The 19,469-nt window shown below is 69.6% G+C and carries 17 protein-coding genes, 1 tRNA gene and 1 pseudogene; 9 read left to right on the forward strand and 10 right to left on the reverse strand.

Annotated features, from left to right (window positions below):
* Window positions 1-99 precede the first annotated feature (99 nt).
* Window positions 100-1,020 (forward strand): rhomboid family intramembrane serine protease, encoded by a 921-nt coding sequence (locus tag Prubr_RS12795; RefSeq protein WP_212825156.1) that lies wholly within the window; start codon window positions 100-102, stop codon window positions 1,018-1,020.
* Between the two features lie 42 nt (window positions 1,021-1,062).
* Here Prubr_RS12795 and Prubr_RS12800 read toward each other — a convergent pair whose 3' ends face one another.
* Window positions 1,063-1,512, reverse strand: coding sequence for a PH domain-containing protein (locus Prubr_RS12800; RefSeq protein WP_212825158.1), 450 nt, complete (start codon window positions 1,510-1,512; stop codon window positions 1,063-1,065).
* 214 nt (window positions 1,513-1,726) lie between these two features.
* Here Prubr_RS12800 and Prubr_RS12805 point away from each other — a divergent pair, with 214 nt between their 5' ends.
* On the forward strand, window positions 1,727-2,899 hold the full coding sequence (locus tag Prubr_RS12805; RefSeq protein ID WP_212825160.1) for a thiolase family protein: 1,173 nt from the start codon (window positions 1,727-1,729) through the stop codon (window positions 2,897-2,899).
* A 58-nt stretch (window positions 2,900-2,957) separates the two neighbouring features.
* Entirely contained in the window at window positions 2,958-3,461 is a 504-nt protein-coding gene (locus tag Prubr_RS12810; protein WP_246568624.1) for a hypothetical protein, read from the forward strand.
* A 97-nt stretch (window positions 3,462-3,558) separates the two neighbouring features.
* Here Prubr_RS12810 and Prubr_RS12815 read toward each other — a convergent pair whose 3' ends face one another.
* Entirely contained in the window at window positions 3,559-4,914 is a 1,356-nt protein-coding gene (locus Prubr_RS12815; RefSeq protein WP_246568626.1) for a ricin-type beta-trefoil lectin domain protein, read from the reverse strand.
* 478 nt (window positions 4,915-5,392) lie between these two features.
* Between Prubr_RS12815 and Prubr_RS12820 the strand changes: the two genes are divergently transcribed.
* A complete protein-coding gene (locus Prubr_RS12820; protein WP_212825162.1) occupies window positions 5,393-5,785 on the forward strand; it encodes a MerR family transcriptional regulator in 393 nt (130 codons plus the stop codon).
* Entirely contained in the window at window positions 5,755-6,111 is a 357-nt protein-coding gene (gene trxA / locus Prubr_RS12825) for a thioredoxin (RefSeq protein ID WP_281425905.1), read from the forward strand. Before Prubr_RS12820 ends, trxA begins: the two co-directional genes overlap by 31 nt.
* 18 nt (window positions 6,112-6,129) lie before the next feature.
* On the opposite strand, the gene Prubr_RS12830 is transcribed toward trxA, so the two are convergent.
* On the reverse strand, window positions 6,130-8,217 hold the full coding sequence (locus Prubr_RS12830) for a hypothetical protein (RefSeq protein WP_212825164.1): 2,088 nt from the start codon (window positions 8,215-8,217) through the stop codon (window positions 6,130-6,132).
* A 110-nt stretch (window positions 8,218-8,327) separates the two neighbouring features.
* Between Prubr_RS12830 and Prubr_RS12835 the strand changes: the two genes are divergently transcribed.
* Window positions 8,328-9,032, forward strand: coding sequence for a glycosyltransferase family 2 protein (locus Prubr_RS12835; RefSeq protein WP_212825166.1), 705 nt, complete (start codon window positions 8,328-8,330; stop codon window positions 9,030-9,032).
* Here the strand turns inward: Prubr_RS12835 and Prubr_RS12840 are convergent.
* Together Prubr_RS12840 and Prubr_RS12845 are read right to left on the reverse strand one after the other, a co-directional pair.
* Window positions 9,013-9,891 carry a transketolase family protein gene (locus Prubr_RS12840; protein WP_212825169.1) on the reverse strand — a complete coding sequence of 293 codons (879 nt, stop codon included), beginning with the start codon at window positions 9,889-9,891 and terminating at the stop codon, window positions 9,013-9,015. The genes Prubr_RS12835 and Prubr_RS12840 overlap by 20 nt on opposite strands.
* A 24-nt stretch (window positions 9,892-9,915) precedes the next feature.
* Entirely contained in the window at window positions 9,916-10,611 is a 696-nt protein-coding gene (locus tag Prubr_RS12845; RefSeq protein ID WP_212825171.1) for a transketolase, read from the reverse strand.
* Window positions 10,612-10,657: 46 nt separating this feature from the next.
* On the opposite strand from Prubr_RS12845, the gene soxR reads away from it, so the two are divergent.
* Window positions 10,658-11,140, forward strand: a complete 483-nt coding sequence (gene soxR / locus Prubr_RS12850) for a redox-sensitive transcriptional activator SoxR (protein ID WP_212825173.1) — start codon at window positions 10,658-10,660, stop codon at window positions 11,138-11,140.
* Between the two features lie 58 nt (window positions 11,141-11,198).
* Here the strand turns inward: soxR and Prubr_RS12855 are convergent, their stop codons facing one another.
* Both Prubr_RS12855 and Prubr_RS12860 read right to left on the reverse strand, forming a co-directional pair.
* The gene (locus Prubr_RS12855; protein ID WP_212825175.1) at window positions 11,199-12,143 is read right to left on the reverse strand and encodes an NAD(P)H-quinone oxidoreductase; all 945 of its coding nucleotides are present in this window, start codon (window positions 12,141-12,143) and stop codon (window positions 11,199-11,201) included.
* 107 nt (window positions 12,144-12,250) lie between these two features.
* Entirely contained in the window at window positions 12,251-12,805 is a 555-nt protein-coding gene (locus tag Prubr_RS12860; RefSeq protein WP_212825177.1) for an AAA family ATPase, read from the reverse strand.
* Window positions 12,806-12,888: 83 nt separating this feature from the next.
* On the opposite strand from Prubr_RS12860, the gene Prubr_RS12865 reads away from it, so the two are divergent.
* Window positions 12,889-12,975, forward strand: a tRNA-Ser gene (locus Prubr_RS12865).
* A 517-nt stretch (window positions 12,976-13,492) separates the two neighbouring features.
* On the opposite strand, the gene Prubr_RS12870 is transcribed toward Prubr_RS12865, so the two are convergent.
* Together Prubr_RS12870 and Prubr_RS38190 are read right to left on the reverse strand one after the other, a co-directional pair.
* Entirely contained in the window at window positions 13,493-14,947 is a 1,455-nt protein-coding gene (locus tag Prubr_RS12870; RefSeq protein WP_246568628.1) for a tetratricopeptide repeat protein, read from the reverse strand.
* A gap of 75 nt (window positions 14,948-15,022) precedes the next feature.
* Window positions 15,023-15,946 (reverse strand): annotated as a pseudogene (locus Prubr_RS38190) (DUF4365 domain-containing protein); the annotation flags it as partial.
* Window positions 15,947-15,968: 22 nt separating this feature from the next.
* On the opposite strand from Prubr_RS38190, the gene Prubr_RS12875 reads away from it, so the two are divergent.
* Window positions 15,969-18,752 (forward strand): metallophosphoesterase family protein, encoded by a 2,784-nt coding sequence (locus tag Prubr_RS12875; RefSeq protein ID WP_212825181.1) that lies wholly within the window; start codon window positions 15,969-15,971, stop codon window positions 18,750-18,752.
* 56 nt (window positions 18,753-18,808) lie between these two features.
* Here Prubr_RS12875 and Prubr_RS12880 read toward each other — a convergent pair whose 3' ends face one another.
* Window positions 18,809-19,432 carry a TetR/AcrR family transcriptional regulator gene (locus Prubr_RS12880; RefSeq protein ID WP_212825183.1) on the reverse strand — a complete coding sequence of 208 codons (624 nt, stop codon included), beginning with the start codon at window positions 19,430-19,432 and terminating at the stop codon, window positions 18,809-18,811.
* Between the last annotated feature and the right edge of the window lie 37 nt (window positions 19,433-19,469).

Genomic DNA, 19,469 nt, shown 5'->3' on the forward strand with positions numbered 1-19,469 from the left:
GCCGGGTATCTTTGCCGGCATGACCGAGCGCTGCGCGCGGGCCGTCCCGCCCCATGCCGTCGATGCTCACCGCCGGTTGGCCCGGCGTGAGGGGGCCCGGTGAGCCAGTCCCCGCCGACCGTCCCGGTCTGCTACCGCCACCCGGGCCGTGAGACCTACATCCGGTGCACCCGTTGCGACCGGCCGATCTGCCCCGAGTGCATGCGCGACGCGTCGGTCGGTCACCAGTGTCCCGAGTGCGTCGCCGAGGGCCGGCGGACCCAGCGGCCGGTGCGCACCGCCTTCGGCGGCGGTGCCGCCGGCCAGCGGGGGCTGGTCACCAAGACCCTGCTCGGGATCAACGTCCTGGTGATGATCCTCTCGGTCATCTCCGGCGGTGGCGAGGGCCTCGCCGGCGGCGGCTGGGGCGGCCTGCTCGGCGGCTACACGCCGCTGATCGGCTGGGGCGCCAACTACGGCGGCGATCCGACGCTGCCGACCAGGCTGTCCGACGGAATGATCGTCGGCGGCATCGTGCAGGGCGAGTACTACCGGATGTTCACCTCGCTGTTCCTGCACTACGGCGTGCTGCACCTGCTGATGAACATGTGGGCGCTGTGGGTCCTCGGCCGCAACCTGGAGTCCGCCCTCGGGCCGCTGCGCTTCCTCGGGCTCTACCTGCTGTCCGGGCTCGGCGGCAGCGTCGCGGTCTACTACTTCGCCCCGAACGCGCTGACCGCCGGCGCCTCCGGCGCGATCTTCGGGCTCTTCGCCGGACTGTTCCTCCTGCTGCGCCGGATGGGGCGGGACACCTCGGCCGTGCTTCCCGTGATCATCATCAACATCGTGTTCACGTTCGCCGTACCGGGGATCTCGATCGCCGGGCACCTCGGCGGCCTGGTGGTCGGTGCGCTGGTCGGCACGATCCTGGCGTACGCGCCCCGCGAGCACCGCACCCTGGTGCAGGGCGTCGGCATGGGGGCGATCTTCCTGCTGCTGATCGCCTTGACGATCATGCGGACGGCGATGCTCAGCCTCTGACCGGACGGCCCGGTGCTGACCGGCCGGTTCGCACCGGACCGGTCAGCCGGGCGGTTCGGCCGCCGACCGGAGTCGGGCCGCCCGCAGGACGTCGGCCACGTCGTCCGGCGCGGCACCCAGGTCGTACGCCCCGAACAGGTGCAGCGAGTCCCCCGCGTCGATCTCCAGGGTCTCGGTGCGCAGCCCGAGGCGGGGCCGGTTGTCGACGGTGATCCGCTCGATGCGGTCCCAGGGCAGGTGTCGCCGGCGGGCGAATCCGGTGACGACGGTGACGCCGCCCTCGTCGACGGCCAGCCGCACCGGCGCGACGAGGTCCCGGACCGCCCAGCCGAGCAGGGCGACGGCGACCAGCACCGCGAGACCCAGGGTGATCGGATCGCCGTAGGCGAGTCCGTAGCCGATGAGCAGCAGCGCCACGGCGCTGACGAGTTTGAGCAGTGGCACCGAACGGGCGACCCGCCAACTCGCCGCCGTATCCGCGTCGACCTCCATCGCCCCAGAATGCCAGCCCGCCCCCCACCGCGCGCCGCCCCACCCGCCCCCGCCCCTCGTCCCCTCCCTGTTCGTTGATCAAGGAGTAGTTGCGAGATCCGTGCCCTGATTTGTCCGCAGCATTCCCTTGATCGACGCGATCTTGGGAGCGGCGGGTCCGGCGCTGTCAGCAGGGCGGTAGCATCGACTCAGCTCAAGTTACCGGGGAGTAGACATGAGAGATGCGGTCATCGTCGGCGCGGTACGTACCCCGGTCGGGCGGCGCAGGGGCGGGCTGTCCGGCGTCCACCCGGTCGACCTGTCCGCCCACGTCCTGCGGGCCCTCGCCGAGCGCACCGGCCTCGATCCCGCCGACGTCGAAGACGTGGTCTGGGGCTGCGTGTCGCAGGTCGGCGACCAGTCGTGGAACGTCGGTCGCAACGCGGTGCTCGCCGCCGGCTGGCCGGAGGCCGTCCCCGGCACCACCCTCGACCGGCAGTGCGGATCGAGCCAGCAGGCACTGCACTTCGCCGCCGCCACCGTCGTCTCCGGCCAGGCCGACCTCGTCGTCGCCGGTGGCGTCGAGTCGATGAGCCGGGTGCAGATGGGCGCCAGCGCGTCCGGCGGACTGCCGTACGGCGACCAGGTGCGGGACCGCTACCGGGGGGTGGAGGGCTTCGCGGTCGACGAACCGGTCCCGTTCAACCAGGGCGTCGGCGCGGAGATGATCGCGCAGCGGTGGGGCTTCTCCCGGACCCGGCTCGACGAGTTCGCACTGTCGAGCCACGAGCGGGCGGCGGCGGCCCAGGACGCCGGTGCCTTCGACGCCGAGATCGCCCCGGTCGGCACCCCCGACGGCGGCAAGGTGACCGCCGACGAGGGGATCCGCCGGGACACCTCGCTCGACCGGCTCGCCGAGCTGAAGACCCCGTTCCGGGCCGACGGCGTGGTGACCGCCGGCTCCGCCTCGCAGATCTCCGACGGTGCCGCCGCCCTGGCCGTCACCACCTCGGAGTGGGCCCGCGCCCACGGCCTGCGCCCGCTGGCGCGGGTGCACACCGCCGTGGTCGCCGCCGACGATCCGGTGATCATGCTGACCGCGCCGATCCCGGCCACCGCGAAGGCACTGCGCCGGGCCGGCCTCGACATCGCCGACATCGGCGTGTACGAGGTCAACGAGGCGTTCGCCCCGGTGCCGCTGGCCTGGCTGGCCGAGACCGGGGCCGACCCGGCCCGGCTCAACCCACGTGGCGGTGCGATCGCCCTCGGCCACCCGCTCGGCGGCTCCGGCGCCCGGATCATGACCACGATGCTGCACCACATGCGGGACAACGGCATCCGCTACGGCCTCCAGACCATGTGCGAGGGCGGCGGGATGGCGAACGCGACCATCGTGGAACTTCTTTAGCCGCACTTTTCACGTCGGATGCCGCGTCATATTGTCTCAACGCGTCGTTAACCAGGGCATGGACGTGTTCTCACGTACGTTCCTCCCCGCCGCGGCGGAGGCCGGTGTGGCCATTCCGACGGTGAGCAGGCACATGCCGGTCTTCCGCCGGTGTGTCGAAGCCGACGACGCGACGGTGCTGGTCAGCCGTTGTGTACGGGTCGACCGCCCGCTGCAGGGGGAGTTCCTGATGCTGCTGACCTACCGGCGCCTCGTCGTCACGCAGGAGACCCGGCTGCTGCACCGGCTCCGTCTGCACCTCAACACCGAACTGCGGCACCTGAGCAACGTGACCTGGAACCCGGACCCGCGTACGTCCGCGATCGAGGTGGCCGCCACCGCCGTCGACGGCGTACGGGAGCGGTTCGCCATCCCGGTCAGCCAGCCGAAGCAGGTCTGGCACGTCGACGCGTTGCTCACCCACCTTTTCCGGCCGCGGATCACCGCGGACCGCGGCGAGACCCGAAAGGGACTGGCCGGCGCTCCCCGTGCGCCGAAGCTCAGCCCCGCCGTCGCGTTCTGAACCGGGTCCCGGGACGTCCCGGGACCCGGTTCGACGTGATGGAGGTGCCCGCCGTGCCGCCCGATCGGCGCGGCGGGCACCTCCTGCCCGGGTGATGTCAGTAGACCCGGGACCCGATGAAGTCGTTGTGGCCGTAGCCGACCGGGTTGGCGAACGACCGCGACTCGAACGACCACTGCTGCCGGGCGTTGCCGCCACAGGTGGCCAGCCGGAGCCGGGCCGACCCGATGATCGGGTTGTCGAACGCGAGGCACAGGTTGCTGTCGCCGGCCGGCCTGATCTGGTTGCCGGCGAGGACGAACTTCTGGTTGGCGCCGCCGTGACAGTCGTGGATGTCGACCGCCCTGCCGGCCGCGAGCGTTCCGCCGGAGACGTCGAGGCACCGGTCGTGTGACAGTTCGGAGTGCAACGACCGGTGGGTCGGGTCGTACCAGAAGCCCTGGTTCCGGCCACCGTGGCAGGTGTACGGCTGTTGCGGGGTGCCGTTGCGTGAGTCGTACCCCTTGCCGTCGACACAGTTGCCGGTGCCGGCGTTGCGCAGTTGCTTGAACTCGAACAGTCCGGGGTAGAGCACGCCGTGGCCGGTGCTGGCCGGGTCGACGCAGGTCGCCCGCTCCTGACCGGACCGGTAGAACGCCGTCATGCACTCGGCGAACATGCCGTGGCCACGGTAGTTGGGGTGGAACGACTGCCGGGCGGCGTGCTCGTTCCAGATCCCGACCTCGATGAACAGGCCGCGGGCCGATGTGTTGTCGGTGCACACCTCGTGTCCGTGGAAGAGTCGGCTCGCGTCGAGGTAGCGGGTGCCGGTGTTGGTCGCGGCCTGCCGCAGCGCGGCCTCGAACAGCGGCACCGCCTTGTTGCGGGCGAACGCGGTGTCGGAGAGGTAGAACAGGCAGCCGCCGGAGTACCAGCCGGGGAAGTTCGGGTTGTCCTCGACGTCCGGGCTGACCGGCCCCGGGTACGACTGCAGCACCAGTTCGTAGTCGGTACGCAGGTAGCCGGCCCTGGTCATGGTGTCGCGGATGCTGTTCAGTGCCTCCTCGACCGCGGCCCGGCTGCCGTCGGTGCGGATCGTCCACTGGTCGGTGTAGTCGGGATAGCAGTTGCCCTGGAAGAAGACCCGGCTGATCGCGCAGTCGGTGGCGACCGGTCCGAACTGGATGGTGCCCTCGCCGTTGGCGCCGGCGACGACCCAGATCAGCTTGATCCGGGTGTTCCGGGCCTTGATCGCGAGGTTGTCACCCTGGTTGAGTTCGTTCCACTGGGTCGGTCCGCCCGGGATCAGGTTCCACGGCGTGGCGCCCGAGCAGGCGACGTTGAACTGCACGTCGGAGGCGATGCCGGTGCGGAAGACGGCCTGGTCGTAGCTGCGGTCGCACCAGTTGCCGTCCTGGTGGGTGCCGGGGACGTAGTTGCCGACGCCCTCGCCGGAGATCTCGCTGTCGCCCATCGTGATGAGCGCGGTCCTGCGTTCGTCGAACGGCCGGATGGCCGGGCTGCCGTAGAGTTCGGTCGCCTCGGCGGCGCGGATCGCCTCCAGGTTGGCGGGCAGCGGTTGGACGGGGGACGGTCGGCGGCGCCGGCCGGCGTGGCCACGCCGGCGAGCAGGGGGAGGACGAGTCCCGCGACGAGGGTCGCGGCGGTGAGGCTACGCCGCCGGGACGCCCGTGCGGTGCGTCCTCCCGGCGTACGGGTGCCGGGCATCGACGCACTCCTTTCAATTCGATCGTCATAGATCGATCGAGTCTCCAGAACGTAGCGCGACCGGCAGGCGGATGTGAATAGATTTCGCTAAATATGTTTCCGGTTGATTTCCAGGTCACTGTTCCTGCCCCGACGTGCGCACCTTGCCTTGACGTGCGCACCTTGCCTTGACGCCGGCGAGAACGTTTAGCGTGGCTGTGACGGGCCGGGCAAGGAGGTCGAAGATGCGGATCGGCGAACTGGCGGGACGCGCCGGCACGAGCACCCGCACCCTGCGGTACTACGAGGAACACGGGCTGGTCCGGGCCGAGCGCTCCGCCAACGGCTACCGGGACTACGACGAGGCGGAGCTGCGGGTCGTGCACGAGATCCGGACCCTGCTCGCCGTGGGCTTCGCCCTCGACGACATCCGCCCGTTCGTCGCCTGCCTGCGCGCCGGGAACAGCTCCGGTGACGTCTGTCCGGACTCGGTGGCCGTGCTTCGGCGCAAGATCGCCGAGGTCGACGCCTACGTCGACCGGCTGAGCGCGGTACGCCGGCAGCTGCACACGCAACTCACCCTCGCCATCGCCAACCGGGAGGAAACATGCTGCACGACACCGAAGCCCGTGCGCTGACCGTCGTCACCGACGACACCTTCGCAAGCACCGTGCTGGCCAGCGACCGGCCGGTGGTGGTCGACTTCTGGGCGCAGTGGTGCCCGCCCTGCAGGGCGATCTCGCAGAGCCTGGTCGAGCTGGCCGCCGAATTCGGCGACCGGATGGCCGTGGCCACGCTCAACATCGACGAGAACCCGGCCACCGCACGGGCCTACGGCGTCATGTCGCTGCCGACGCTGCTGGTGTTCCGCGACGGCGACGTCGTCGGATCGGTCGTCGGATCCCGGCCGAAGGCCCATCTGCGCTCGGCGCTCGGCAAACACGCCGAGCCGGTGACCGGCTGACCCCGACCCGGCGGGCACTCACGTCGGCGGGACGGCGTAGCCGACGTACCCGCGGAACTCCAGCCGCCAGCCGTCCGGCACCAGGTCCGCGCACACGTCCCGGTTTCCGGTGCAGACGATCGCGTCGACGCTGCCCGGATCGGCCGCCGGCCGGTCCGGCAGCACGGACTGGAGCGCGACGATCTCCCGATCCGACCGGCCGTACGGCGCCCCGTCCCGGAGCAGCAGCCACCACGGGTACTCCCAGTTGTCGTTCTGCTGCACCAGCCCGACCCGGCGGGCACCCGCCTCGTCGACCTGCCGGGCCGCCCACCGGAACTCCTCGGCCCAGTGCGGGCGACGCAGGAACCGGGTGTCCCAGTCGCTGGTGGTCAGCAGCGACCCGGCGCCGACCAGCCGGCGCGGAAAGCCGTACGAGATCGCCAGCACCCCGGCCAGCGCGGATCCGGCGAGCATGACGACGGCGAGCCCGACCGCCACGGACCGTCGCCCCGTCGCCTTGCGGGGCCGGTCGGTGTCGGCGGCCCCGTCCTCGGCCCGGATCCTGGCCCGGCGGCCGAACAGCGCGTCGAGCCACAGGGCCGCCAGCGGGGCGGCCAGGACCAGGGCGAACAGGATCAGCCGGTTGCCCCACGGCTGCCACTTGATGGTGGAGACGTGCAGCAGCACCGCCACCCCCACCGCCACCGCGTACGCCCGCAGCGCCCCGGCGTGGGCCGGCGTGATCCGGCGAGGGCGCAGCAGCGCCAACGCACCGCCGATCAGGCAGAGTGTGCCGGCCAGCGGAAACGCCACCCGGTCCTCGTCCGGATACCACGACCGGACCGGGAACGTCGTCGTACCGAAGGTGATCGCCCGGTCCTGCGGGTCGACACCAACGAGCCGGGCCACCGCCCCGATCGCGGCGGCCGACGCGTCCCGCAGCGGGGCGATCGGGGTGTCCAGCGCCGTGTGCGCGATCCGCAGGCCGTTGACCAGGATCGACTGCGGGTCGTGACGTTGCATCGGGACCGACTCGCGTAGCCGGGGCGGGCCGAGCGGATGGTCGAAGTCGGCGGTCATCCGGATCAGGAACGGCCCGGCCAGGGTGGCGGCCACCAGCAGGATGGCGACCGAGGCCCCGACCGTACGCAGGGTGCCCCGCAACCGCCCACCGTCCGGGGGCGCGGCCGGGGCCGGCCCGGCCGTCGTCACCCGCAGCTGGGCGACCCCCCACAGCACCAGCATCGGCGCGGCGCCGAGCAGCCCGCTGGTCTTGGTGATCGCGATCAGTCCGGTCGCGGCGCCGAGCGCCAGCACCTCGCCCGCCGTCGCCCGACGACGCAGCCCGTCCAGCGCCAGCGTGGCCACACCCGCCGTCCACGCCGCCACCACCAGGTCGGTCTGGGTGCTGGTGGCCTGCAGCGTCACCATCGGGGTCGTACCGATCAGGAACGCCGCGAGCAGCTGTGCCCGCCGGCCGCCGCCGAGCTGGGCGACGATCCGGGCGACCAGCAGCAGGCAGCCGATCCCGGCGGCCCACTGCAGCAGGTTGTACAACGCGTCGCCGCCGGTCAGCAGCCGCAGGTGCAGGAGCAGGTATTCGGCGCCCGGAGGGATCGTCACCTGCCGGTGGATCGCGGTCGGCCAGGGCGTGAGGTCGGCCTGCGCCACCCACCGCTCGATCTTGGGCAGGTGGTACGTCTGCGAGTCGAAGTTGTTGGGCTCGGCCAGCAGCGCCACGACCAGTTCCGCGAGGACCAGGACCCCGATCCCGCCGGCCAGCAGCAGTTCGCCGCGGGTGGCCGTACGCCGGAAGTCGCGCAACCGGTCGACGGTGGGCGCCCACGGGCGGTGGTCGGGTGAGCGCCGCCGGCGCAGCCCGGCCAGCGCCCCGGCACCGGCCAGGAACAGCAGCCAGGCCAGTGCGACGGCCGGGGCGGTCAGCGCTCCGAGCGCACCGAGTCCCTCGACCACGAGTACGGCGTATGCTCCGACAGTCAGCGCGGCGCGCACGACCGCCAGCCGCAGCGGCGCGGTGGTTCCGGCCGGTGGCCGCAGGGCGTGGACCAGGGCGGCGAACGCCACGGCCGGCGCCACGAGAACAGGTGACCAGGCAGCCGACATGGCCGGAAGTAAACACCACCATGCTGAATAGCGATCCGTGACCGGGGGCGGCGGTAGCGCTTCTCCAGGCTAGGCTAAGGCCGATCAGTCGTCCGTAAGGTGGAGTTCCAGTGAAACTCTCGATCCTCATGCCGGTCTACAACGAGGAAGATCGCGTTGCGGACGCGCTCAAGCAGGCCCTCGCGGTCGACTATCCGTGCGAGATCGAGCTGGTCGTGGTCGACGACGGCAGCCGGGACGGCACGTCCGAGATCCTCGGCCGCGCCGACGACTCCCGGGTCCGGGTGATCACTCACCAGCGCAACGCGGGCAAGGGCGCGGCGATCCGGACGGCGGTCGACAACGCCGAGGGTGAATACATGGTCATCCTCGACGCCGATCTCGAATACGACCCGCAGGACATTCCGAAGCTGCTCGATCCGGTCCTCGACGGTCGCGCCACGGTCGTCTACGGAAATCGGACGTTCGGCAGCCACAGCGCCTACAGCTTCTGGTACGTCATGGGCAACAAGGCCGTGACGACCGCCGCCAACGTCATGTTCAACTCCTACATCGGCGACCTGGAGACCTGCTTCAAGTTGCTGCCCGTCGCCCTCTACCGGTCGCTCGACGTGCGCTCCAAGGGCTTCGGCATGGAGGCGGAGGTGACGGGCAAACTGCTGCGCCGCCGCATCCGCCCCTACGAGGTGCCGATCAGCTACCGGGCCCGGGGCCGCGAGGAAGGCAAGAAGATCACCTGGAAGGACGGCGTCGAGGCGCTGTGGATCCTGGGCCGGGAACGCACCCGCCGCCAGGTCAAGCCAGGAAAGCGCTGATCGAACGCCGCAGCCCGGCGGCGTCCAGCCCGTGCCACCGGTCGTGGTCGGCCGGGGTGCCGTAGCGCCGCAGGTCGCTGCCGCCGACACCGAGCGCCAACAGCCGGTGCGGCACGTCGGACAGTCCCCGCGCCACCACCGCGCTGGACGTCCCGGCCAGGTACGGCTCCACCAGGATCACGTCGCGGCCGGCGAGAGCCCGCAGCCCGGCCACGTCGAACGGGCGCGGGGTGTGCGTGTACGCCACCGTCACCTCCAGCCCCTCGGTCGCCGTCAACAGCGGATCGAGCACGGGCCCGACCGCCACCGCCAGCGGTGCGCCGGGGCCGGCCCGGCGGACCACCCGCAGCCGCCCGGGTCCGGGCAGCGCGGTCGCGTTCGACGCGGTGCTGAGGCGGACGTACACCGGCTCGTCGTGGTCGGCCGCCGCCCGTAGCAGCGGCTCCACCTCGTCCCGGTGCCCGGGTACGTGCACGGTCCAGCCGGTCAGCGTGTCGAAGAGGCGTACGTCGCCGGGGGACATGTGGGTCCGCCCCATCTCCGCCCCGTCGTACGAGGCGCCCACACTGACCAGGACCGCCCCGACACCCTGGTGGTCGAGGTCGAGCTTGATCTGCTCGTACGCCCGGTCGACCACGAACGTCGCGTACGAGTGCACGATGGGCCGTAGCCCGGTCAGGGCCAGCCCACCGGCGACGCCGATCATCAACTGCTCGCGGATGCCGACGTTGAGCACCCGGTCGGGGTGCCGGCGTGCCGCCGGTTCCAGTGCGACGGCCGAGATGTCGGCCAGCACCACCGCCGTACGCGGGTTCTCCGCCAGCAGGGTCGTCGTGGTCTCGATGAAGGTGTCACGCATGAGGGTTTCTCCGTCTCGGATCGGTCAGTGCTTCGGGGCGACGACGGCGACCACGACGTGCGGGCGGCCGGGCCGGTGTGCGGTGAGCGCGGCGGCGATGGCGTCGTGGTCGCGGCCGTCGACCGTGGTCGCGGTCCAGCCGTTGACGGTGAACCGGGTGTCGATGCCGCCCGGCCAGCCGTGGGTGGCGGAGCGGTTGTCGACGACGACGGCGGTCAGCCGGTCGAGGCCGGTCGCGCCGGCGTACGCGATCGCCTCGTGGTTGGCGCCCTCGTCGAGTTCGGCGTCGCCGAGCAGGACGTACACCCGGGGGTCGGACAGGCCCTGGGCGCGTAGGCCGAGCGCGGTGCCGACGCCCAGCCCGAGCCCGTGCCCCAGCGAGCCGGAGCCGATCTCGACGCCGGGCACCAGCAGCCGGTCCGGGTGGTGGCCGAGCCGGCTGTCCGGCCCGGCGAGATCGTCGAGCCATTCGGGCGGGATGAACCCCCTGGCCGCGAGTACGGCGTAGTAGGCGGCCGGCCCGTGCCCCTTGGAGAGCAGGAACCGGTCCCGGTCCGGGGCGTCCACGGTGTCCGGGGTCACCCGCAGGATCCGGTCGTAGAGGACCCAGAGCACGTCGAGGGTCGAGTGGGCGCTCGGGGCGTGCTTCTCGTCGCCGGTCACCCGGCGTAGCAGCCCGTCGAGTACGGACAGGTCGGCGGTCGTTGTCGTGACTGTCATGCCGCTAGCCTGCAAGTTGAAGCGCACTTCAACTCAAGGCGAGGCGATGCAGGAAACACTCACCATCGGCGATCTCTCCGTGCGGTCCGGGGTGGCCGCGTCCGCACTGCGCTACTACGAGCGGCTCGGCCTGATCCGGGCCGGCCGCACCGGCGGCAACCAGCGCCGCTACGAGCGGGCCGAACTGCGACGGGTGGCGTTCATCCGGATCGCCCAGCAGGTCGGGGTGTCGCTCGAGGACATCCGGACCGCGCTGGACTCGCTGCCGGACTCCCGTACGCCGACCGCCGCCGACTGGGCCCGGCTGTCCGCCGGCTGGCGGGGCAAACTCGACGAGCGGATCGACCTGCTCACCCGGCTCCGCGACGACCTGAGCGGCTGCATCGGCTGCGGCTGTCTGTCACTGCAACGGTGTGCCCTCTACAACCTTGACGACAAGTTGGCCGCCGAGGGGCCCGGTCCCCGGCTGATGCAGCCCGGCCGGCCGGCACCGCCACAACCGCCGATCCGCCCCCGCCGCCGCGGCTGAGCACCGCCCGACGGGCGCTTCTTGCCGGTCCGGCGGCGCCGTGCGCTCCGCGCGTCGCTCAGGCGAGGGTGAGCAGGACCTTGCCCAGGTGGTCGCTGCCCGCCACGATCCGGTGCGCCCGCGCCGCGTCCGGCATCGGCACCCGCTGGTCGATCACCGGCCGGATCGCGCCGGACTCGACCAGCGGCCACACCTGTTCCCGTACGCCCCGGACGATCTCCGCCTTCTCGTCGTCGGGCCGCGACCGTAGCGCGGTCGCGAAGACCGAGCCACGCTTGGCGAGCAGGGCACCCAGGTCGAGTTCGGCCTTCCGCCCACCCTGCATCCCGATCACGACCAGCCGCCCGCCGGTGGACAGCGCCCGGACGTTCCGGTCCAGGTAGGCGGCGCCCATGATGTCCAGGATCACGTCGGCCCCACCGGCGACCCGGCGTACCTCCTCGACGAAGTCGGCGCTCGTGTAGTCGATCGTGTGCGCCGCACCCAACTCCCGCAACGCGGCATGCTTGGCCGATCGGGCCGTCGTGACGACCGTCGCGCCCAGCGCCGCACCCAACTGGATCGCGAACGTGCCGATCCCGCTGCCGCCGCCGTGCACCAGCAGCGTCTCACCCCGGCGCAGCCCGGCCAGCCGTACGACGTTCGACCAGACCGTGCACGCGACCTCCGGCAGCGCCGCCGCCTCCTCGACGGTCAGCCCACGCGGCACCGGCAGCGTGTGCGCCCGCGGCACGACCACCTTCTCCGCGTAGCCGCCGCCGGCCAACAGCGCGCAGACCTGCTCGCCGGTGCCGGCGACGACCCCGGAACATTCCAGACCCGGGTACGGCGACGCGCCCGCCGGCGGCGGGTAGTGGCCCTGCCGTTGCAGCAGGTCGGCCCGGTTGACCGCGGCGGCCACCGTCTCGACGAGCACGTCGTCGGGGCCGGGCGTCGGGTCGGGGACCTCGGTCCAGGCCAGCACGTCCGGGCCGCCGGGTTCGGTGATGGTGATCGCGTGCACGACCCAGTCATACCGCAGATCCGCCGTCCCCGCGTGTCGACGGGTTCTGGTTGGCGGCCGGTTCTGGTTGCGGCCGGCCCGGGGCGCGGCGGTGCCGGCCGGCCCGGTCAGGCCGGTACGGCCGCGTCGGCCCAGGCCCGGGCCAGGATCTCGTCGACGGTCTGCTCCGGCGTCTGCGCCGACGTGTCCAGCCACAGCCCGATCCGGGGCGTGTCCGCCCGCAACCCGGCGTCGAGGTCGGCGGGCGTCCAGTCGCCGTACCCGGTCTTGGGCCGGCCCGACTCGCGGGCGGTGACCGCCGCGACCGACGGGGCGAGCACCACGACCAGCAGCGGCCGGCTCCGGATCCGGGCGACCATCGCCGGCAGTTCGGCACCGAGCACGACGTCCTGGGCGACGACGGTGAACCCGGCGTCGAAGTAGCCGTCGGTGACGTCGGCGGTCAGCGTGTGTCGCAGCCGGAGCTGCCGCCGCGCCTCCTCTTCGGTGTCGGGTGTCATGTCGGCGCGTCCGTTGACCACCATCCGGCGGAACAGGTCGCCCCGTACGTGGACGGAGCGGGGCAGGCGTTCGGCGAGCGCCTGCGCGACGGTTGACTTGCCGGCGGCCATGATGCCGGTGAGCAGCACGACGGCCTGCGGCCGCTCGACGGTGGTGGGCACCCGTGTCCTCCTTCCGGGTGAGGCGTGCATGACCGTGGCACACTAGGCACGACTCCGGGTCGGCGCAAGCAGATCCGGGTCAAGGAGGGTTCGCCTAGTGGCCGATGGCGCTGGTCTTGAAAACCGGTAAGGGAGCAATCTCTTCGTGGGTTCGAATCCCACACCCTCCGCTCTCCCGACGGCAGAACGCCCTCTGACCAGCGCGAACGCCAGTTAGGGGGCGTATCTACAGGTAGCGGGCCAGTCTCGCTACGTCCTGCGTGGACCTGCTGCGGCCCACTGGGCGCGGCAAATCGGCGGCAAAGTTTGCCAGCCTCCATGACGCTTCCCGCCCGGCGGCTTGCGTCACGGGTCTACCTTCGGGAGTCTCGTCAGGGTCAGGCGTGCCTAGCGCACCCTCGATGCGCTTCCTGGCGGCCTCGTCCTGCCCTTCGATGCATGAGGAGTAGACCTTGAGCAGCACGTGAACGCTGTTCCCGGCCCACTCTGCGACCTGCGTTGCCGGCACCCCGGCATTCAGCCACAGCGACACAGCGGCGTGCCGCAGGTGGTACGGCACGCGGGCCAGCACGGACCGTTGCTGGGCAGGGCTGAGCGCCTTGCCACGCGCTTGGCGCCACGCTCTCAGGTAGGTGCTCTCGCGCGGACTATCGTCCGAGAAACAATCACGATGTGCCCGGTGCAGCTTTATCGGGAGAACTCAAACGCCGCGTAAGTGCCATCCTCGTGCACCATTCTGACAGTCCTTGTCGGTCGGGGGTGATCTCGATCGGCTCTCTCGTATACTTTGGTGCTGATCGCCGAGGAAGCGTCATCAGGGAATAGCTGTCGCACCTCCTCAATGAGATTCAGAAACTCGTCGTCGCACCATTTGAGTCCTGAGTCGCAAACATCATTGGCCATATTCTCGGAAGCGAAAAGGATAGACATGCTGGCGGCTATGGCCCACAGGTGAGGATTGTCTCGCTCAAGGTCTGCTGCAACGAGCCAAATTTCCGACCTTTGGGCGTCCTCCATCTCGTTCTCGGACTCGCCAAGAAGAAACCATAGGCGTGGATCAAGCGCGTCTGTTTCGCGCAAGGCGGCAACGATTTCCTCCGACGTTGCGGCTCCGTGAATCTCTGCAATGTGCCCAGCCCCAAGGGGATTTCGTTCCTGTTCTGATAAGCCGGTCACCTCAATGATTGTTGCAAGGACTCGTCTGTTGATCCTCTCGCCAAGTGCGTAAAAGTCGGTTGCTCCGGATCGTACGGGAACAGATAGCGCTTCACTGTATCGGCCGGCGCGCAGAAGAACATCCGACAGCAGAAACGCGCTTTCGGTCGCGTCTCTGCACCTGACAGCTTCACGATAGTCGTTAGCTGCGGCATCATAATCTTTGAGTTCGTAATGTACAGAACCCCGTGCGCGCCAGAAATAGCCGCGATTCGAATATGTGGGGTCGTGGGTAAGGGCGGCATCGAAGAATGAAAGGGCCTTTTCCCAGTCTCCCGATCCCCGGTACTTCTCTCCGAGGGAGTATAGTGTCCGTCCAGCCGCGTCGGCCCTACCCTCTTCAAGCTCTATGCTTGCTCGTCGCTCCAGTCGAGCCACCATCTCCTCATAGTCCGCGCCGCTCAGTTCTCCCGGCCCCCTGTGCATGAATAGGCTCATCATTACAAGCTGGGCAACTTCACGCAGCTCCTCGCTTCGGGCATCAATCATCTCTCGAATCAGGTCGAATGCCTCAGACAAGTAGCCTGAAGGTATGAAGTTGTCGGCAAACTGAAGTGCGGCGCCAGGCATCCTGATGACTGTCGAATCTGACTTGAACTGCTCCGTCAACTCGACAGCGGCGCGAGTCTCGCCGATTCTTATGAATAGGGATGCGGTGGCGATCATTATGTCTGCGATAAGGGTCCTGAGTCCTTCTGTTCCCGTGTACATGTCCGACTCGGTGTAATGAAAGGTGGTGCTAGCGATGTTTGCCGGCAAAGATATGCGAAGTGAAGTGTTGTCGACTGTGACGGTGGCGGAAAATTCTTCATTTGTCGACAGTGTCAGGAGGTCGCTAGTTTGTTGTATCGCCCGACGAAGGCGCACCCGGACAAGCTCTGCTGAGTGTCCATTTACGCCTTGATCACCCTTCAAGACGATCGGCATCGGGTATCCAACTTCGCGCTTTTTGATCGCTCGAATTAGCTGCACTTGGCTTGCCAATTCCTCATGCCCTCCGCTCGTCAGTTGGTGGCGGTGGTCATAAGAGAAGGTTAATGTCTTTGCGTTCGGAGTGCGCGCATAATGTGGATCGTAACTATGTGCCCATCTTCCATAGAATTTGGCCTGGGGTGCAACGAATAGGACAACTAAAACGGGATGGTCGAGCGCGAGCCAGTAGCTCAGGGTGTCTGTACTGATACTCCCACGAGAGATTCGTCCCTTCTTTGGTAGTTTGTCGGTAGCCTTGAGCTGTACTCGAAAGACCCCCCCTGTAGCCGATCCCTCCTCGAAAATCTCTACCTCTAGATCGATTCCGTAATCGTCCTCGACGCGGCGAACAACCCACGACGACGGCAATAGCGCCTCAAAAGCGCGGCGGGACTCAGTCTCCAGCTCATGACTGCGGGGGCGTTGGGGCATTCCAGTCATGCGGAGACACCGCCGGTAGCCGCAGAGCATCTCTGATGAGCGAGGTTCACTCAAAAAGGTTAAGGCGAGGGACCGACACTTTGCGACCCCAGGTTGCTCGCCTGAAGTCGCCTGCCGCTCGTACCGCCTCGTTGCATGCGATCCCTCGGACGAGGTGTTGACGGCAACGTCGGCGACGAGTGATGCGGGCCAGGTCCGACGATCGAGGGAGCCGGCGGCACGCCGGCCAGCGCCCCTCCTTGGAGTTGGGCGGTAAATCGGCGGCAACGGCCACGCGTGGTTGGACGTTGCCGCAGGCGAGGGCAGTACACGCGGTGGTCTTGAAAACCGGTAAGGGAGCAATCTCTTCGTGGGTTCGAATCCCACACCCTCCGCTTTCCCGACGGCAGAACGCCCTCTGACCAGCACGGATGCTTCACCCGCCGGCCGGGCAGGGTTCGGCAAGGGGTGATCTTGGCGCAACGGCGCCTGCTTACGTTCGGTGATCGGCATCGTCACGACGGTGCCGATCATCTGAGCTAGCAAGGAGCGTCTGATGCGGGTAACTCCCGTCCCCCGAAGACTGGCAGCGGCGGCGGCCGCGGCGGCCGTGACCCTGACCGGCCTGATCACCCTCGCCCCCACCGCGAACGCGGCCGTGGACGCGCCCGGTCTCGAACTGCTCACCAGCGACATCGACCCGGCACAGCCGCGCGCCGACGTGCTCCGGGTGGCCGTCGTCAGCGACTTCGGCGCCTGTGGCTACGGAATCCCGGCCAAGTGCGCGGACCAGAACGCTGTCGCCGACATGATCCACTCGTGGAACCCGGACTTCATCCTCACCGGCGGCGACAACAACCAGCAGCAGGCCACCGAGGAGCAGGTCCGCCTCTCGGCCGAGCCCTACATGGCCGACATCGAGGCGGGGAAGTTCTTCCCGATCTTCGGCAACCACGACTTCGGCAACACGTGTGACGCCGTCGGCGCGCAGTACTCGATGCAGTACTTCAAGGTGCCACTGTCCTACCGGGCCGTTCTCGGCAACGGGCTGCTGGAGTGGGTGAACCCGAACGGCGCCTGCCAGACCTCCAACGGCACCAGAATGCCGGCGATCTACGACGACTACCTCGCCACCGTCCAGAACTCGCAGGCGTCCTGGGTGCTCACCGGCGTCCACCAGCCGCCCTACTCCTCGGGCGTCTCCGGCAACAACATCAACCGCCGCTGGGCCATCCAGCCCCAGGTCGACCTGTTGATTTCGGGCCACGACCACCACACCGAGCACATCATCACCCCGGACGGCGACAACCTCGTCCTCACCGGCAACGGCGGTGACGGCACCACGCGGCTCTTCACCCCGACCACGGGCAGCCAGTGGCGCGACAACAGGCACCTCGGTGCGATGCGCCTCACCATCACCCCCGAGACGCTCCGGGCCGAGTTCGTGGCCCTCGGCGGCGAGACCCAGTACGAATTCACCCTCGGCCACGACGACGCTGGCGACACGATCGTCCTCGACCAGTCCGAGGTGGACCCCGGCGAGGGCACCGACCCCAACCCCGCGGTTCCCGCGAAGCGCGAGGTCTCCTTCGACATCGCCGCAGGCACGAGCGACGGCCTGACCGCGGTCCAGTACCCGGACGGCCCGTGGACCCAGGCCGAGGTGGACGGGCGCCGGGCGATCCAGTTGCAGACCAACCCGATGGGTGGCGCCAACCAGCTCTACCTGCAGGTCGACGACGCCGCGATGTCCGGCGGCCCGTTCGGCATGGCGGCGGAGGTGACCTACCGCAGCCCCGTCGCCGGGTCCTTCAACCTGCAGTACGAGAACGCAGCGATCGGTGAGGCGTACTCGCCGGCCACCCCGGTGGCGATCGCGGGCAGCCAGGTGGGCACGTGGCAGACGGCCACGATCCCGCTGCCTGCCGCCGCGTTCAACAACCGGCAGAACGGCGGTTCCGACCTGCGTCTCACCGCCGCGGCGAACCTGCCGCTGGCGATCTCGGCGATCACGATCCGCAGCACCGCGCCCGCCGGCGTGACCGCGCGGATGGTGGCGGGGCAGGAGCCGGACGGGCTCGCTCCCGTCGAATACTCCAGCGGACCGTTCACGTGGGGCGTGGCCGACGGCCGTCAGGTGCTGCAGACCCAGCCGAATCCCGAGTCGACCACCTCCGGCAACCTCTACATGGCGGTCGACGACCGCTACCTGTCCGGCGGCCCGCAGCGCGCCTGGCTGGTGCTGACCTACCTGCCGCAATCGGCCGGCCGGTTCCAGGTCCAGTACGAGAACGCCGCCGTCGGCACCACCTACTACAACGCCACCGCCGTCGAGGTGACCGCCGACCAGGTGGGCACCTGGCAGACCACGACCGTCGACCTCCCGGACGCCGCGTTCAACAACCGGCAGAACGGCGCCGCCGACTTCCGCCTGCGCCTGCCGCAGAACTATCCGATGGCGATCGCCGAGATGCGCCTGACCACGATCGACCCGGCGAACACGCCCGACCCGCCGACGGAGGAGGGGCCGCCGACCATCCCCGGCAGCGTCCTCAACCCGGTGTCCTGGAGCGCCGGGCGGGCCGGTGGCCTCGACCCGATCGCGTACGAGTCCGGTCCGTTCACCCTCGAGTCCGACGACACGGGCGGCTACCTGCAGGTCCAGCGCAACACCATCAACTCGGGCAACAACCTCTACCTCACCGCGGACGACGCGATGCTCTACGGCGGGCCGCACGAGGTTTGGTTCACCGTCGAGTACCGCTCGCCGGTCGAGGGCAGGTTCGAGCTCCAGTACGAGGACGCCGTGACCGGCGCCGCGTACCTGTCGACCGACCCTGTCACCGTCACCGCCGGGGAGGTCGGCGTCTGGAAGTCGGCCACCTGGCACCTGCCGGCCGCCCAGTTCCAGAACCGGCAGAACGGTGGCGCGGACATGCGGCTGCGGGGCGCGGACAACCTGCCCCTGCAGATCCGGTCGATGCGGATCAGCCCCACCGACCCGGCGATCACTCCGCCGCAGCCGACCGGACCGATGACCATCCGCGACACCGGCGTGACGGCGCGCGTCCCGGCCAAGGGCAACGCCGTCGCCCAGGTGGTGCTCACCCTCCAGTGCAGCACCGACAAGCCGTGGTGCCGCGAGCGTGTCACGGTCACCTACGAGGGCGAGACGATCGACACCAAGCAGGTCACGATCGAGGCGGACGCCTCGCGCCAGCTGACGCTCAACTTCCGGGGCGCGGCCCGCGAGGCCCTGCGTGCCGGCGCCGACATCACGTTGGACGTCCAGATCGGCGACGCCACCAGCCGGGTGACGGTCACCCCGTCGGCCGGATAGGTAGGCGCTGAGCCAGGTGCGGCCCGCTCCGCGAGCGGAGCGGGCCGCACCTGGCGTTACCGGGCTGGGTCGAAGTCCGGGTGCCAGCCGAGTTCGACCGATCGGCGGCACCGGTCCGCTGCGTCGCCGCAACTGCTGAATAGGGCGGTGAGCATGGGCGCGCCGTGGTCGAGTGCCTGGCGCGGAAGGGGACCGGTGGCGACCAGGGACACCAGTCCGTGGCCGATGACCCAGGTCTGGGTGGCCAGGGCCGGGGCGTCGACGTCGGGGCGGAACCGGCCGGCGTCCTTGGCCCGTTCGACGGTGCGTACGAGGGAGTGCAGTGATTCGTCCGCGGCGGCGGGGTCTTCCAGCGCGAAGCCGGCGTCGAACATGACCCGGTAGAGGTCGGGGTTGGCCAGGGCGTTGGACGTGTACGCGGCGCCCAGGGCGGCGAGGTCCCGGACGGGGTCCGTGGTCAGGGGGACGGTCGCGAGTCTGGCGGCCAGCCGGGTGAATCCCTCCTGGCGCACCGCCTGCCACAGGCCGTCCATGCCGCCGAAGTACGTGTACACGGCCATGGTCGAGACGCCGGTGCCCGCGACGAGCGAGCGCAGGCTGACCGGCTCCCGGGCCCGCAGCATCTGCGCGGCGCGCTCGATCAGCAGGGTACGGATGGCGGGGTCTTTCGTTCTGACCATGGCTCAACATTACATAGCAGTGCTATGTTTAGCCAGC

The sequence above is a fragment of the Polymorphospora rubra genome (assembly GCF_018324255.1).
GTDB lineage: Bacteria > Actinomycetota > Actinomycetes > Mycobacteriales > Micromonosporaceae > Polymorphospora > Polymorphospora rubra.